This is a genomic window from Cohnella yongneupensis, from assembly GCF_042655785.1.
In the GTDB taxonomy this organism is placed as follows: domain Bacteria; phylum Bacillota; class Bacilli; order Paenibacillales; family Paenibacillaceae; genus Cohnella; species Cohnella yongneupensis.
In genome coordinates this window covers 73,365-87,327 of sequence record NZ_JBHSNC010000010.1, presented here as the reverse complement: position 1 = coordinate 87,327, position 13,963 = coordinate 73,365, and the positions used below count along the sequence as shown (strand labels likewise).

Annotated in this window: 26 protein-coding genes; 25 read left to right on the top strand and 1 reads right to left on the bottom strand. The window is 48.8% G+C overall.

Annotation, left to right across the window (positions count from 1 at the left end; translation table 11 throughout):
* Positions 1–69 precede the first annotated feature (69 nt).
* The 12 genes from ACFPQ4_RS03190 (at position 70) to ACFPQ4_RS03135 (ending at position 7,412) form a co-directional block, all read left to right on the top strand.
* On the top strand, positions 70–882 hold the full coding sequence (locus tag ACFPQ4_RS03190; protein ID WP_378110294.1) for a ParM/StbA family protein: 813 nt from the start codon (positions 70–72) through the stop codon (positions 880–882).
* Positions 875–1,099, top strand: coding sequence for a hypothetical protein (locus ACFPQ4_RS03185; protein ID WP_378110293.1), 225 nt, complete (start codon positions 875–877; stop codon positions 1,097–1,099). Before ACFPQ4_RS03190 ends, ACFPQ4_RS03185 begins: the two co-directional genes overlap by 8 nt.
* A 251-nt stretch (positions 1,100–1,350) precedes the next feature.
* Positions 1,351–1,701 carry a TrbC/VirB2 family protein gene (locus ACFPQ4_RS03180; RefSeq protein WP_378110292.1) on the top strand — a complete coding sequence of 117 codons (351 nt, stop codon included), beginning with the start codon at positions 1,351–1,353 and terminating at the stop codon, positions 1,699–1,701.
* Positions 1,702–1,714: 13 nt separating this feature from the next.
* Positions 1,715–2,389, top strand: coding sequence for a M23 family metallopeptidase (locus ACFPQ4_RS03175; RefSeq protein ID WP_378110291.1), 675 nt, complete (start codon positions 1,715–1,717; stop codon positions 2,387–2,389).
* Positions 2,390–2,400: 11 nt separating this feature from the next.
* Positions 2,401–2,613: a hypothetical protein gene (locus ACFPQ4_RS03170; protein WP_378110290.1), complete on the top strand. Its 213-nt coding sequence runs from the start codon at positions 2,401–2,403 to the stop codon at positions 2,611–2,613.
* 24 nt (positions 2,614–2,637) lie between these two features.
* A complete protein-coding gene (locus ACFPQ4_RS03165) occupies positions 2,638–5,097 on the top strand; it encodes a type IV secretory system conjugative DNA transfer family protein (RefSeq protein ID WP_378110289.1) in 2,460 nt (819 codons plus the stop codon).
* A 56-nt stretch (positions 5,098–5,153) separates the two neighbouring features.
* Positions 5,154–5,321 carry a hypothetical protein gene (locus tag ACFPQ4_RS03160; RefSeq protein WP_378110288.1) on the top strand — a complete coding sequence of 56 codons (168 nt, stop codon included), beginning with the start codon at positions 5,154–5,156 and terminating at the stop codon, positions 5,319–5,321.
* A 101-nt stretch (positions 5,322–5,422) separates the two neighbouring features.
* Complete coding sequence (locus ACFPQ4_RS03155; protein ID WP_378110287.1) at positions 5,423–5,704, top strand: helix-turn-helix transcriptional regulator; 282 nt, start codon at positions 5,423–5,425, stop codon at positions 5,702–5,704.
* Positions 5,705–5,722: 18 nt separating this feature from the next.
* On the top strand, positions 5,723–6,352 hold the full coding sequence (locus tag ACFPQ4_RS03150) for a hypothetical protein (protein WP_378110286.1): 630 nt from the start codon (positions 5,723–5,725) through the stop codon (positions 6,350–6,352).
* A 25-nt stretch (positions 6,353–6,377) separates the two neighbouring features.
* Positions 6,378–6,878 carry an accessory gene regulator B family protein gene (locus tag ACFPQ4_RS03145; RefSeq protein ID WP_378110285.1) on the top strand — a complete coding sequence of 167 codons (501 nt, stop codon included), beginning with the start codon at positions 6,378–6,380 and terminating at the stop codon, positions 6,876–6,878.
* Complete coding sequence (locus tag ACFPQ4_RS03140) at positions 6,875–6,997, top strand: cyclic lactone autoinducer peptide (RefSeq protein WP_378110284.1); 123 nt, start codon at positions 6,875–6,877, stop codon at positions 6,995–6,997. Before ACFPQ4_RS03145 ends, ACFPQ4_RS03140 begins: the two co-directional genes overlap by 4 nt.
* Before the next feature lie 34 nt (positions 6,998–7,031).
* Positions 7,032–7,412: a hypothetical protein gene (locus ACFPQ4_RS03135; protein WP_378110283.1), complete on the top strand. Its 381-nt coding sequence runs from the start codon at positions 7,032–7,034 to the stop codon at positions 7,410–7,412.
* A 744-nt stretch (positions 7,413–8,156) separates the two neighbouring features.
* Here the strand turns inward: ACFPQ4_RS03135 and ACFPQ4_RS03130 are convergent.
* Complete coding sequence (locus ACFPQ4_RS03130; RefSeq protein WP_378110282.1) at positions 8,157–8,525, bottom strand: helix-turn-helix domain-containing protein; 369 nt, start codon at positions 8,523–8,525, stop codon at positions 8,157–8,159.
* A 183-nt stretch (positions 8,526–8,708) separates the two neighbouring features.
* Between ACFPQ4_RS03130 and ACFPQ4_RS03125 the strand changes: the two genes are divergently transcribed.
* The 13 genes from ACFPQ4_RS03125 to ACFPQ4_RS03065 all read left to right on the top strand — a co-directional run bounded on the left by ACFPQ4_RS03125 (position 8,709) and on the right by ACFPQ4_RS03065 (position 13,963).
* Complete coding sequence (locus ACFPQ4_RS03125; protein ID WP_378110281.1) at positions 8,709–8,942, top strand: hypothetical protein; 234 nt, start codon at positions 8,709–8,711, stop codon at positions 8,940–8,942.
* A 120-nt stretch (positions 8,943–9,062) separates the two neighbouring features.
* Positions 9,063–9,266, top strand: a complete 204-nt coding sequence (locus tag ACFPQ4_RS03120; RefSeq protein WP_378110280.1) for a hypothetical protein — start codon at positions 9,063–9,065, stop codon at positions 9,264–9,266.
* Positions 9,263–9,499, top strand: coding sequence for a helix-turn-helix domain-containing protein (locus ACFPQ4_RS03115; RefSeq protein WP_378110279.1), 237 nt, complete (start codon positions 9,263–9,265; stop codon positions 9,497–9,499). Before ACFPQ4_RS03120 ends, ACFPQ4_RS03115 begins: the two co-directional genes overlap by 4 nt.
* Complete coding sequence (locus ACFPQ4_RS03110) at positions 9,496–9,807, top strand: hypothetical protein (RefSeq protein WP_378110278.1); 312 nt, start codon at positions 9,496–9,498, stop codon at positions 9,805–9,807. Before ACFPQ4_RS03115 ends, ACFPQ4_RS03110 begins: the two co-directional genes overlap by 4 nt.
* The gene (locus tag ACFPQ4_RS03105; protein WP_378110277.1) at positions 9,800–9,988 is read left to right on the top strand and encodes a hypothetical protein; all 189 of its coding nucleotides are present in this window, start codon (positions 9,800–9,802) and stop codon (positions 9,986–9,988) included. Before ACFPQ4_RS03110 ends, ACFPQ4_RS03105 begins: the two co-directional genes overlap by 8 nt.
* On the top strand, positions 9,975–10,115 hold the full coding sequence (locus ACFPQ4_RS03100; RefSeq protein ID WP_378110276.1) for a hypothetical protein: 141 nt from the start codon (positions 9,975–9,977) through the stop codon (positions 10,113–10,115). The genes ACFPQ4_RS03105 and ACFPQ4_RS03100 overlap by 14 nt, the downstream gene beginning before the upstream one ends.
* A 28-nt stretch (positions 10,116–10,143) precedes the next feature.
* Complete coding sequence (locus ACFPQ4_RS03095) at positions 10,144–10,377, top strand: AbrB/MazE/SpoVT family DNA-binding domain-containing protein (RefSeq protein ID WP_378110275.1); 234 nt, start codon at positions 10,144–10,146, stop codon at positions 10,375–10,377.
* A gap of 13 nt (positions 10,378–10,390) precedes the next feature.
* Entirely contained in the window at positions 10,391–10,675 is a 285-nt protein-coding gene (locus ACFPQ4_RS03090) for a hypothetical protein (protein ID WP_378110274.1), read from the top strand.
* Between the two features lie 15 nt (positions 10,676–10,690).
* The gene (locus ACFPQ4_RS03085) at positions 10,691–11,002 is read left to right on the top strand and encodes a hypothetical protein (protein WP_378110273.1); all 312 of its coding nucleotides are present in this window, start codon (positions 10,691–10,693) and stop codon (positions 11,000–11,002) included.
* On the top strand, positions 10,999–12,561 hold the full coding sequence (locus ACFPQ4_RS03080; protein WP_378110272.1) for an AAA family ATPase: 1,563 nt from the start codon (positions 10,999–11,001) through the stop codon (positions 12,559–12,561). Before ACFPQ4_RS03085 ends, ACFPQ4_RS03080 begins: the two co-directional genes overlap by 4 nt.
* 3 nt (positions 12,562–12,564) lie before the next feature.
* Positions 12,565–12,804, top strand: coding sequence for a hypothetical protein (locus ACFPQ4_RS03075; RefSeq protein WP_378110271.1), 240 nt, complete (start codon positions 12,565–12,567; stop codon positions 12,802–12,804).
* On the top strand, positions 12,797–12,979 hold the full coding sequence (locus tag ACFPQ4_RS03070; RefSeq protein ID WP_378110270.1) for a hypothetical protein: 183 nt from the start codon (positions 12,797–12,799) through the stop codon (positions 12,977–12,979). Before ACFPQ4_RS03075 ends, ACFPQ4_RS03070 begins: the two co-directional genes overlap by 8 nt.
* 3 nt (positions 12,980–12,982) lie before the next feature.
* Complete coding sequence (locus ACFPQ4_RS03065) at positions 12,983–13,963, top strand: recombinase RecT (RefSeq protein WP_378110269.1); 981 nt, start codon at positions 12,983–12,985, stop codon at positions 13,961–13,963.

Genomic DNA, 13,963 nt, shown 5'->3' with positions numbered 1-13,963 from the left:
TACGGAACACTGGGCTCCGGCGCCGTCCAGTTCCGTAAGTAATTCTACAACAAGGAGGGATGCGGCAAGATGGGAGACATAGTTGCGATCGATGCAGGTAACTTCGAGACCAAGTTTTATGACGGCAAGCGTTTCATTCGATTCCCTTCTGTGATTGGTTACGACTGGCGGGAGCGGAATTTACAAGATAAGCCAAAGCAATTCGACTTCGATTGGGAGTATGACGGGCAACGCGGGTTCGCTGGTACGCTGGCCCTCACGGAGAGTGATTGCGCTGAATCGAGAAAAGGAGAGAGTAAAGCTCATCCGGACGCTCAACTACGTGTATTGCTTGCGCTGCATCAGTTTAGCTCCGAGACAGAGAATCGGATCATCGTTGGTCAGCCAATTAAGACGCACAAGCCCGCTGAGAAGGAAGCAATCAAACGGATGCTCATTGGCCGGCATGAGCTCAAGGTGAATGGTGAACGACGTGTCATTATCGTTCGGCGCTGCGAAGTCGCTGCGGAAGGCGTCTCATCCGGGTTGCTCATTCCTGGTGGCGGTACGGTTCGGGTAATCGACATAGGTAGCGGGACCGTTAACTTCGGGACATTAATTGATCGGAGCTTTAACGATCGAGGGAGCTTCACACTTGTCACTGGGCTTGAGACGTTAAAGACTCCTGATCGGGTAGCATTTGCCCGGCAAATCGCGCTGAAGGCTCTCGCAGGCGGGTGGAAAGCAGAGGACGCGGTTTACTTGTGCGGAGGCGGCGCGGAGTCGCTGTTGAAACCTTTGCGAGTATATTTCCCAACTGCACAGGTGATCGAGGGCGATCCAGTCTATGCAAACGTCAAGGCCTTTTATCTTATTGCGGGGAAGGTGTTCGCAAATGGCTAAGCCGGATTGGATGAAGGTTATTCAAGTCGTTTTCAACATTACGGATCCGGATCAGCTTAGGCAGTACCGGCACGCCTCATCAAAATCGAATCAATCGGGATACATCAAACGGTTAATCGATCGGGATATGGATCGAGGAGAAGCGGGGGATGTGAGACCGCTGGCGGTCACGAAGAAACTGATAGAGGATGATTTCAGTCCAGATGGGTTCATCTGAACAGCAAAAGGGAGCGAGGTTTGGCACCGTCGCTCCCAAGCGCGATCGCGTAGGCGACCGCTTTACCCCAGCGTATGCAAGTAGGCATGTCTAAAATGCAAGTCCAATCAAAGGCAATTAGCAAACCAACCAACAACCCCGCCGATGACTAATCCAATAACGAATGCCATATTAATTCGCCTCGATTCTGTTTTTACAAATAATCATGTCCATCATGAACAACGGACATTCGAGCGAAAGGAATGAATTGTATGGGAAAAGCGGTGGCCCTGAACTGGAATGAGTTTATGGCCGGCCATATCGTCCCGTTAGATCACAAAACGAAGTTGAGTATTGCTCGAAATACCGCGGCTACTGTTCATCTGTTCTTGTTCCCTAAATCGATATTTGCAGCAACTCCAGCGGACTCATCATGGCAAGAGATATTTGATACTGTGCTCGGGATAGCTGATTGGCTGTGCGTAGGAATTATCGTTTTCGCAGGTGTAACTTGGATGTTTGGGAATCGAACAAAGGCTCTTGAATTTCTAATGGGTGGCGCCTCCGGGTATCTGATCATTCGGCACGCAATTGATATTCGAAATTGGCTTAAGACGCTTTAACGGAGGTGGGGGCATGCGGCTAAGGATAAACGGATTCCCCATTTCCTCCGAGTTCGGGTCCATTGACTCTGTCCACAAAATCCCACATACGGGTGTGGATATCGCGATGCCGATCGGGACGCAGTTGCATTCCGTGGGCGGCGGCGTGATCTCTCAGGTCGATGTGATCGGAGATCGGTCATTAGGGAGGATGGTACGGATCGATCTCGATGACGGTCCAGATGTGATCTACGGCCATCTCTCGCAGGTCAACGTCAAGATCGGAGACCACGTTCATGCTGGCGATATCATCGGTCTAAGTGGGAACACCGGTCACTCGACGGGGCCGCATCTGCATCTACAGGCGGTCGCGGACAACGGTACCCTAATAGATCCAACGCCGATCGCGCATGCAGCGTCAGAGCCGGGATTCTGGAGCAGCGTGCTAGATAAATTCAACGATTTCTCCGATTGGGCTATCGGAAAAGAAACAGAGATCATCGCCAAACCGGTCGGAAATATGGCTTGGAATACAGTTAAGCGAACCTTTGAAGCGATTAGCGTCCACTCAGCGGAGATCATTACGCTCGGGATATGCGCGTGCGCAATTGGCATGATGATCGGTCCGATAATCGGCAGCGGCAATAAATGGCTTGGTAGATTGTTCGTGGTTTTTTGGGGCGGCATTATCTGGAGGGTCGTTACCTAGGAGGTATATCGATGAAAGTCATGATAAACGGAAGAGAATTGCAAGAGAGGATGGAGTCGCTTGGACAACGAGAACAGAGCTATTTCGAAGTCATTAAAACCGCGGCTATTTTTATCGCTGGGGCTCTCCTTATCATTTGCTTGCCTGGCGTGGTTGACGCCATTGCCGACGTACTGGATCGTTTTGGGCCGCACATCGTTCATGCTTATCGGGCGATTCGTTAAGTAACAACGTGGGAGGGGAGCTATTTGAACCTAATTGAACGACGTCGGCCGGATTACACCGTATTCCGCATAATCCCTCATCACACCGTCCTCAACTCTTCCTCCCGAAACTTCCAACGGTCGCTCTATGAGTTATTTTCAATCCGGTACCGGCCGCACAAAGAAGGATACCGGATCGTACATCGCCCGGCTCCCGACTTCTGGTGGATCACGCAGCTCGCCGCTGATTCGATCGAATATTACGTTGCTATGCCCGCTGACTTTGCCGATGCATTCCGGACGAAGTTCCGCAATCACGAGCAATGGCGGAAGTCCACGCTCGAGCCGGTGGAGAGCTTCGACTTGGCGATCGCGGACGAGAACACCGATCTTTATGCCATGAAATATAAACGGCACGATATATACTCGCTGGACGTCGATTACACCGAGCAGTCAATTCCGGTCCGCAACGTGCTTGGGATTACGAATGAGCTCGAAGAGAATGAGGCTGTTTCCATCTTGATTCGGACTGAGACAATGCCGCGGAAGAAATGGAAGAAGGTCGCGGACTACGCTTGGGAGCAATGGGATAAGGGCGGAGTCCCGTACCGTGCCGGCTTCGATCCGCTTCGGATTCTCCGTCATGTCGCGAATGGTGTTACGCATGTTTTCTACGAAGCGAAGTCGCTGGTGGACGATGTGCTCGCCGGCATAGAAAATAGCTTCTTTCACAAGAACGGTGGCGAGCGAAAGAAGGTTGAACGTCCGAAGATGCCTAATCCCGATCGAGCTGAACTGATGGTCAACGGCGATGTCTCGCCGGGGTCGAAGAACAAGCGGAACATGCCGGTATTCAAAACTTCGATCCGATATGCTGTGACATGTCAGGATCCGGTTAAGCGGGAGATGCTCGCGCGTTCGGTGGCCGGCGCCTACTCTGTGGTCACCGAGAAGGGAAGGTTCCACGATAATCGGCTTGAGATGGTAAAGGTAAACATCCGACCAAAGGAGGCGCTAAACGATCTCAGGAATTGGCGTATTAGAGAGATGGCACCGAATCTGATGAGCGTCGACGAGCTCGGAAAGCTGCAGCAGCTCCCTACGTCGGAGTTGCAGTTGGAGTTCGCCGGAGCGATGGAATCGAATCGGCGAGTCGAGATTGAGCTGCCGAAAGTGTTTCTGGATGAGAGTGGGATACTTGCCGGTACCGCTACTGATCGCGGAGAAGTGTACAAAGTCCATATCCCTACCAACCGGCCAGATAAGCTTTACATGGCGCGAGCCGTCATTGGTAGCCCGCGTATGGGTAAGGATCAGCATGTGATCAATATGGTTGTTGAGGCTAAGCGTGAGCATGGGATCGGGGCGGTCATCCCTGACTTTATCGATGAACGTAACGGACACCGCGGCATGGCCGACGCTGTACGTGATCACTTGCCACCGGAAGACGTGATTGATATCAATCTAGCTGACACGGCGTTCGCGCCTTATCTCGGGCTCCAGTCGATCTTCCAGAACGTGAAGGACACCCGTGTAGCTGCCGACGTTATTGCGGAGTATCTGACGGACTTCCTACTTGCTGATGGAGATGAGGATAAATTCCAGACGGCAGACTTCACGCGTGAAGCGGCTAAGGTAACGAACGGTGACTTCACGGATATGAAGGCAATGTTTATGAATGAGCAGTTCAGACGCAATAAGATAAAAGAGCTCGATCAAGTATTCGACATGGACACATGGAAGGACTTCGACAAGATGAGCGAGGGGAAACAAGGGCAGATATTCGGGCCGGTCATGCGACGGATAAACCAGATCGTCGGGAGTGAGTTCCTGAAGCCGATGTTTTGCCAGAGTTACAACCCATCGATGGATCTCTATAAATGGCTCCAAGAGGGCAAGGTTGTCATCATTAGATGCCGGATGCCGGACGGAATCCCGATGCCGGAGAGGATTAAGGAGACGCTCGGTTATTGGATCGTCATGCTCACGTTCCTAATCAAGCTGGCGCAAGACGGCAAAGGGGCAGGGACGTTCTTGGTGCTCAATGAGCCTCATCAGTTCCTTTCTAAGGGGCTCGTTCACTTCACGAAACGCATGCTGCGGGAAGGGCCGAAGTATAGACTCGCGCCAATCGTAGTCTTTCATGACTTCAGTGCATTCCATGAGTATCCCGGATTCGTGGATACGCTGCTCTCAGCTTCGGTTAATTGGCACCTGTTTAAGAACACTCATCTCGACACATATAAGAAGCTCATGCCTTACCTGGGCAAGACATTCGCAGAGCCGCAGCAAGCATTCGATGCGACAAAGCAATTTCAGTACATTGCCTGTTGGTTGCATGAGGGTGAATACGAAGCACCGTTCGTCTGTGACGCGCTGCCTCTCGTAGGGAAGAGATATGAAACGATGGACAATTCGTTCCTAACCAAGCGCCACGCGCGCCAATACGGCCGTCCGATCGCCGAGGTATTGGCTGACATCAAAAAGAGAAAGGGAGGCGCATAACAGCGGATATCACGCGGAGAGATCCGCTTGATAAATAAAGCTAGAGGAGAGGTAACATGAAACGAGTCGTGATCGGTATGAAGGACGGCAAGCCGTACGTCATCAGCAAGCAGGGTAAGGTCGAGGTTGTTATCCGGATTGAAAAACCGAAGACCATACGGAAGCGGGTGCGGACGCTGCTATTCCGAATCAGATCGGTGTTTTCTTCAAAGATCGCGGGCTAGTCGCCGCGGTTTCTTTTTTTATATATGATAAACTCATATATATGATGTTGACATACATATGACTTTGACATAGAATAGGATTTGTAGGAGGTGCATAACAATTGAGTTCGTTCCAAGAAGAAGAATATCGCGAGTTGGCGGATAGGGTAGGCGGAGATGACGGCCGACTAATTCACAAACTAATCGACATCGCTCAATATAAATTAATCGGCTCACAAGACGTGGCTGCAATGATCGGGATACTTCCGAACAACATGGATAAGAAGAGAAAGACGAAGTATTTCCCTGAACCGGTCGTGTATGCAGGTAAGTTTCCGTTCTGGGTCGAAAGTGATATTAGAGAGTACATTGAGAACATCGAAAAATGGCGGGAAAAACCTTAATAAAGGGAGATTGTTCGTATGGGAGAGTTTTTTGGCTATATGTGCTTCTCGATGTTCGAGGGATTTGCACTGTACTCTTTAATGTTCTATCTGTTTAGATTCGATGTCCAGAAGCATTTCTGGCCGGTAATCATCATGATAACAATAACGAATTTGCAGAGTTTCTTTATTAGGGAAGAACTCTCTCTTACGACGATCTCCCCAATCATCAACATAATTTTGATCTGTTTGTTCTTGATTATTATTATCAGAATCCCTATTGTTTGGTCGATGTTCATGGCCATCGCAGGATATATCGGTCTATTGGCTTTCCAACTTTGCATTGTAGCATTGTCCAATGGATATCTCTCATTTAACGAGATTCAGAATGTGGAGTGGAAAGGCTATCTGTTCCAACTCATATCAGGTGTTTTAGTTACTTCTGTAGGATGGTTGCTCTATAGGTTCGGCTATGGATTTTCGTACGACTTCGCTAAAAAGTTTCAATTCAAATGGGAACGACCATTTATCATCACGTTCGTTATTTGTTTCATCCTAAGTTTGGGTGTGATGATGTACATAAAAGCGGTTTATACCAACCTTGTCATCGTTTTTGCGGCGCTGATTATTCTACTAGCGTACTCCTTCAAGAAAGAAGCTGAAGAATGAATTGATAAAGTATCTATCCAGGCGGATGGCGGTTGGAATCAAAAACATTGTTCCGGAATCACCGCAGAGCGTTGAGGTTCTGAGCTACTCGCTATCATTTATACTGAACTTCATCTTTGTTGTCGGATTATCCTTGATCATTTCAATTTTTACAGGCTATACAATCGAGGTCATTATCGCCCTGGTTTCATACGCGTTATTAAGACAAGCATCGGGCGGATATCATCTGGAATCCGGAATGTTATGTGTTGCAGTTTCTACATTAGGCATAACCATGTTTGCATTTTCTGATTATAACCTCGTGGCAACGAGGTGGGTTACAGCCGGCGCATTGATTCTTTGTTTGATTTTTGCACCGCAAGTTAAGAACCATATTCGGATACCCGAAAGATATTATCCGCTGCTGAAAGTTCTTGCTCTCCTAATGGTTACATCCAATTTCTTATTCGACTCGCCTGTTATGGCGACTGCATTCTTTGTGCAGGGGCTTACGCTGATTTCTGTAAAGGAGGTGAGAAGAGGATGAAGAAGAACGTATTTATGAAGATCTCTACGATTCTTGGAGCTCTTGCATTGCTGATCGTTAGCACGGCTAGCTGGACCTTCGTTCATCAGGACGAAACGCCTGCCGAACTTCTGAAGTAATCATCTCTCAATAACCGGATACGGAGGATTTTGTATGTTGCTATTATCCGTCACCCGAGATGAGGAAGGTAAAACAGGTTCGATCAACATCAGAACAGACGACGCCTTATTTTTGGAGTTCGATCAGATCCAGAAAAGGGTGTACGCGCATACGCTTTTGGAACGATTCTTTATCGCGGGATCGCTAACATATTGGCAGACATCATTGAAGGCGGCCGGATATGAATTTGAAACGGTTGACCGAAATATTGTGGTCCATGTACCGAAGATCAAAAGGCTGGATAGCGTTTTCGCTTTCGCATACTTTGATTATGAGATCAACAAGAGCTCGAAGCGAATTACTCTGGCTCAAAAGCACATCAAAAAAGTAATTGCAGATGCGACGGAACATAACCGCCGGATAATCGTTACCTAAAAAAGCTACCCTCACGGGTAGCTTTTTACTTTGTGAGAGTCATTCTATAGCACATTGAAATTAAAAAAACTGTCGTTATATGTCGACAGAATTGGCTTTGAACAAGAAAATTCATACGTATGAGAATGAGTTTACAAAAATACCCACCGGATTAATAATAGCTAATACATAGTAACGTATAATCAATCGTTTGTCTAAGGGGGATTCAAAACTTTGAATACCCCATTGACAAAACAAAAATAACCCACTATGGGCAAGTTCGCATCAGGGGAAGTAGCTTAATCGCTACTTTTCTACTCTTCCGGATAATCGTAAAGGTCGTCCATTGAGCACTTAAAGATAAGCGCCAATGCTCTGCGGGTGACATCAGGGATCGGTTTGGTGTTCGTCTCATACTTGGAGAGTGATGCGATCGAGATGACTATCTCATATGGCCTCTCCCTAAGACGATCAATAACCTGCTGCTGAGTCCAACCGCGCGATTTACGTTTCTCCGCAAGTAGACACTTCCCCTTGCGAAGTGTCATGGGTTAAATCCTCCGGCTATTCAATTATTGTTCTTGAACGAGAACGAGTGTTCGTATAAAATGAGAACACAAAGTAAAACATTGGAAAGGTGGTTCTGTCAGTTTATGATGAATGTGATCGATGCTATCGAATTTTTAGTTGCTGTAGCTGCTGACACTACCGACAACAAAGGAGCAATACTGGATTTCTATAGAGAGCTAACTGAATCTGACAAGGTTACTGAAGCATCGCGCGAGCCACGGATTGGAGCCTAACTTTTTCTTCACGGGTAAGTTCACGACCATTTACGACGAAAGGAAGGTCTAAGAAAGAATCATCATCAATATTTACTTTTTTAGAAGCTGAACGATGTTCTTCTGATAATGTGCTTAAAGGGTTGTTTGTGTTACCCAGTAAATAATCTGTAGTTACACCATAATAATTAGCAAGCACAAGCAATGTCTCCGAATCAGGCTCTCCTCGGCTATTTTCATAACCTCCGAGTGTTCTGTCATGAACCCCAGTTGCCTTAGAAACAACCATCTGGGTTACGTGTTTACCCATCCTAATTCTCGCTTGTTTTAACCTCTCCGACAAAATACTCATAGAGATCCCCTCCAACTTCTGATATTACCATAATTCATGAAAATTAAGAATAATATGCGTTATTCCTGAAAATTCAAAAAAATAAATAATTCTCTTGACACACTTAAAAACTAAGAGTTATATTGTTCACACGGAATCCTTAGATTCTAAGTTATGCCAAGAGAGGAGGTCTTATACATTAAGGTGAGCATCGAGATTCGCGATCCTGTTGTTAAAAACATAAGGCATCACTTGCTTGTGAATGAAGTGCAATTCAGTGATGTGGCAGCGTCTTCGGGCATTGAGGTTCAAAGGTTCTATGCAATCATTGGTGGGCGGGCTCGAATGTCTCCAGTTGAATTCGGGGCGATAGCAAAAGCTTTGGGGTTGAGTATGGAGTCGTTTCTGCCAAAAATTTTTTTGACAGCCAACACTTAAAAATTAAGTGATATTGGAGAGTGATGTAAAAGTTAATTCTTAAATATCAACAATTGAAATTATATGTCAAAGTCATATATATGTCAACCTCATATATTGATTAAGTGATGGAGGTCGTATATGAACCATGTCGCATCTCTAGGAGACAACCAAGTCGCGCAAATCATCGAACGCGGCACAGCTGTAGTTTTGGTGCTCATGCAAGAAGAACTCGTCGATCTGGAACAAGGTAAGATCTACCCAGCCAAGTCCTACACGATTGACCGGCAATCAAATATCATCCAACTCCGCGATTTCCTCAACAAGACTTTCCCACCATCATGATGATCGAGCTGCATGAAGAAGATGACAAAGAGTTCGGCCGGCGACTGATGGCACTCCGAAGAAAAACAGGATTAACGCAGTGGCAATTCGCGCACTTGCTCGGCATCACCCGATCATCCTACTCCCATTACGAAACCGGACGCCGCAGTCCGGATAGAAGAATGATCCTTCGGATCGCAAATCGCTTCAAGGTCAGTCTGGACACTCTCTTAAAAGGAGTTGAAGTGAGTTGAACCAATTCGCAACAATGCTCGCTGAGAAAGGGTTAGCATCCGGACCGGTGTACGTAACGGTAGTCTTGAAGGGTCACGAGGCGGCCCGCATGGTCGCAGACTTTAAAGCCCAGCATACGATCCGGCCGATGACCGAACGCATTCTCGTCGAGGCAGCGAGCGATCCGCTGACGATTATGATCGAGCGACTTTCGAAGCTCTACCATTCCGACTACGTTGCGCATAACCGTCCGGAGATTCGGGCTGTACCTTACCGGGAATGGCTTGAGCGGGAACTTGCCAAGAAGGGGATGACGCTTCGTGAATAACCCTCTTATCGATCAACGGGTATTCAATAAGCAGCCATGGCGGCGCGAACTCGTATGGGTGCAACGCAATGAACTCGGCGTGATCGTCGGAATCGAAGAACGTCAGCCAGCATCAGCCGACATCGATCTCACGCTCCCGTCCATTCTGGAGAAAGGAGATCAACCGAATGAGCGAAGCTGAAGCTTATAACTATGTAACTCTGTACGAGCAATGGCTCAACGAGACGGACGGCGACGCCCGGCTCATCATCGAGCACAAAATGGCGCTTATGGAAGAAAAGCATCCGATCCTGCGTGATCTGAAATAACCATTCAAACTCTAAAGGAGAACTGTATATGTTGAAAGCTACCGGTATTGTCCGGAAAGTCGATGACTTGGGCCGCGTGGTCATTCCGATTGAACTGCGCCGCACGCTTGGTGTAGATACGCTTGAGATCTTCGTTCAAGGCGAAAGCATCGTCCTTCGTAAGTACGCTCCGGGCTGCACGTTCTGCGATAACGTCGAAGTTGCTAAGGTCATCCACGACAAGCGGGTTTGCAAAAACTGCATAGCCTTGCTTAATGGCTAAGGAGGACGAGCCAATGGATATAAAGACGCTGCAGTATTTGGAGGAGAGGGCGGCCAAAGGTAGGGCAATCGTCAATAAGATTGAGACGATGCTAAATGCCGTGGAACGGGCAAAAAAGGCACGGAATATCGAGATCTACACGGCGAGCGGTGGAAGCATCTTTATTACTGAATTGAACAAAGCTGGGGAGTTGCCTAACGATCCGCGAACACATTTATCCGCACTTATGGTCAATGTCTTCATTGATAACACACTCCACCAAGTTCGGGACCTCGAAGCTGAGCTCGCGGCATTGTAGGGGGAACTCAAAGACATGAAACTCTCCGAAGCAAAATATCAGCATCTCGTCGTAACGACGCCGGAAGAAACGGACGTCATCGGATACGATCTCGCAGTTAAATGGATCGCCGAGGGAAAAGACATCAAAGAGATCCGACTTCTCACTGATGAAGCTGTCCACGAAAATCTCATGTCAGCATCGCGAGACTTGAATAGTGGACGGATCAATCTGGATAACGGCCCGCTCTTTTCTCGGGTATCACCCGGCAAAAACGACGGCGAAATCGTGGAGATCGACATAAGCAAGGATCAGGCAATCGAACTCATTACAGGAGGGCGCCGATGAACATTTCATTCAAAGAGCTCCGACTCCGCAACTTCAAGAACCATCGCGACCTTACGGTACCGCTCGGCGCCGTCACCCGGATCACCGGCCAGAACGGCGAAGGCAAGTCGACGATCGGTGAGGCGATCACCTGGGCGCTGTACGGCACCGACCCGCTCGGCAACATGCTCAACAAAGACCTGTCGCCGGAACCGCGGAACTATGAATACGATCGAGTCGAGGTAAGCCTGCTTCTCTCGGTAGACGGACAGCAGATATTGTTCACTCGGTGGATTGAAAATGGCGACACGAAATACTACATCAACGATGTGCCGGTTAAGGCTACTGCATACAAAGACTTTGTTGATTCACTGATCGACAAAAACCTATTTTTGTCCCTGTTTTCTCCGGGCTATTTTTTTTCGCAAAAATGGGAAGAACAACGGGCTTTATTGCTCAAAAACGTGCAAAATCCGACCGCGAAAGAGGTTTTGGGACACCTTCCAAAGCCGCAGGCTGACAAGCTCGGCGAGCTACTGAAGAAGAGTTTGCTCGAAGATTTGGACGCCAAGCACCGCGACAACAAGACCCGGAAGGATAGGGAGCTCATCGCCGCAAGAGCCTCGGCTAAGACGTTGCAGGAGCAACTCGATCTTGCGAAGCCGCTGACAGAATCGGAACTGATCGAGCTCAATAAGCAGTTAGTCGACATCGACGCCAAGTTCAAGAAGCAGACGGACAAGCGCGAGCAGGATCGGGAGAACGAGTTGCTGGAGCAAAAGCTTCGGTCCGAACTCGAACGAATCAAGGATCGTGCGAATGCGATTGCCTCGGAGCACAGGTTACTTGGGGAGCAAATACGGCAGATAATCGACAACCCGCCCAATGATATCTGCTCCGTCTGCCAGCAACCATTAATCGGGGAAGCGAGAGAACTTTCAATCTTGTCGGCAACCGAGAAAATGGCGGATACCACACAGCAAAGGGCAGCACTCGGCGACACGCACAAGCAGCTGACGAAAGAATACGACGCCATCACCATCAAGCTCGCGGAAATTCCTTTACCCGATCACGATCCGGACGAGTTCCGACTCCTGCAAGAGACGCGCCAGCACATCGTCGATCAGATCCGATCGTCTGAAAGCAAAGAACGTCTCGCTCAGTCGGTAAACGAGGCGAAAGCCAAAGAGAAGGAGACCGAAGCCAGCTTCAAAGAGTCGGTATTCATCCTCGATGCAATCAAGGCTTACCTCGCCAAAGAAGCTGAGATCATGGCCGAGAAGGTGCAGGGGCTGTTCCAGACTCTTACCCTTCAACTGTTCCAAGAGAACAAGGGAGACGGCGAGCGCAAGCCATACTTCGAGATTCACTTGAACGGCAAGCCATACCGGAAGCTCTCCCGCGGCGAACAGTATACGGCTGGCATGGAGTTGATCGAGGTCCTCTCCAAGCAATACAACGTCGTTGCTCCAATCTTCCTCGACAACGCAGAGAGCTATACCGGCGCGATCCGCGTCATGGGACAGGCAATCATCTGTCGGGCTGTATCAGGCGAACTATTCAAGATTACGGAGGGTTAATCAATGAAAAACATTCATGATATATCGCACGGACAGCGCGGATTCCACAACGAATTGGGAGTTCCGGTTATATGGGCGAGCTACGCCGATTACGTTCGATTCTGCCTCACTCGCCGTTCTTACAAGTCGAAGCAAGGCAAAGGGTTGTGGCGGTCGGAAACGTCTGTAGCCAAACAGCGCAGTAAGGCGGCCGCTTATAAGCATAAGCTCCGCAAGCGCGGTAGGAAGGTGCAGCATGCCTAATCAATACCGCGTGAAGCAATCCGACCCAACGGGCGGGTTAGTCGAAGGCGCAACGGTTGTCCCGTATTACGAGGACGACAACGAGATTATCATCCATGGCTCAATGGGCAGTCACCACATCCGCAAGAACGGCGAATACTTCGCCAAACATCTCGAACCGATCGGAGGCAAGTAATCCATGTCAACGCAACTCGCAACATATCAATCTAGCTTGTTCGGCGGACTTACCGAGCAGGACGCCAAAACGATTCACGAGACGATCGCGAAAGACTGTAATGAATCGCAGTTCAGATTATTCATGGCAATCGCCAAAGCGGCGGATGCGAATCCGGTTCTCGGCGAGATCCATCCGACCGTTTATCAAGGCAAGCTTACGACCCAGTTCGGCATTGACTACCACGTTAAGAAAGCGAAAGAGAATGAGGGGTATCTCGGATACGACGTTCAGCTCATTCACGAGAAGGACGAATTCGAGATGCACCAGGAGCGCTCGAATGACGGCCGCTATTATGCCGTAATTGACGTTCACAAGTGGGGGATGCCGCGGGGTAGAGTGGTCGGTGGATACGCAATTGCATACAAAGATGGTCTCGCTCCTTTCACGGTCATCATGGAAGTGGATGAGGTGGATCACTACAAGAAGTCGGATATCGGTATGCAAAAGCGCATGTGGACGAACAACTTCAATGACATGTTCAAGAAACATATGGTCAAGCGTGCGCTGAAAGCGGCATTCGGATCCAAGTTCAATGAAGAGGAAGAGGTAGGCGTCGCTGATGTCGGGCCATTTGAGCGCAAGGACATTACAGCGGAAGCGAATGCCCTCAATCAGCAACAAACGAAACCTTCGCCGTCGCAAGCAACAAGCACGAGAACGACGCCCACTGACGAGGGCATTAAGCCGTTAGGTGATGATCCGGCACCGAGTCCGGAACCGGTTGACCCAGATGCAGAAGCAATTGCCACGATTCGAGTTGAGGTCGCCGCGGCTTTCGAAAAACTGGGCATCAACGGCAAAGAAGCCCGTGCCGCTTACCTCAAGAAGAACGCCAAGGTCAAAGGTGAATCGCCAACGCTCGCCGAGTATAAGGCTCTGCTCAAGGTCATGAACCTTGAAATCGAAGCGGCCGCAGATGCCGAGACATTGCCGGGGCTGTGA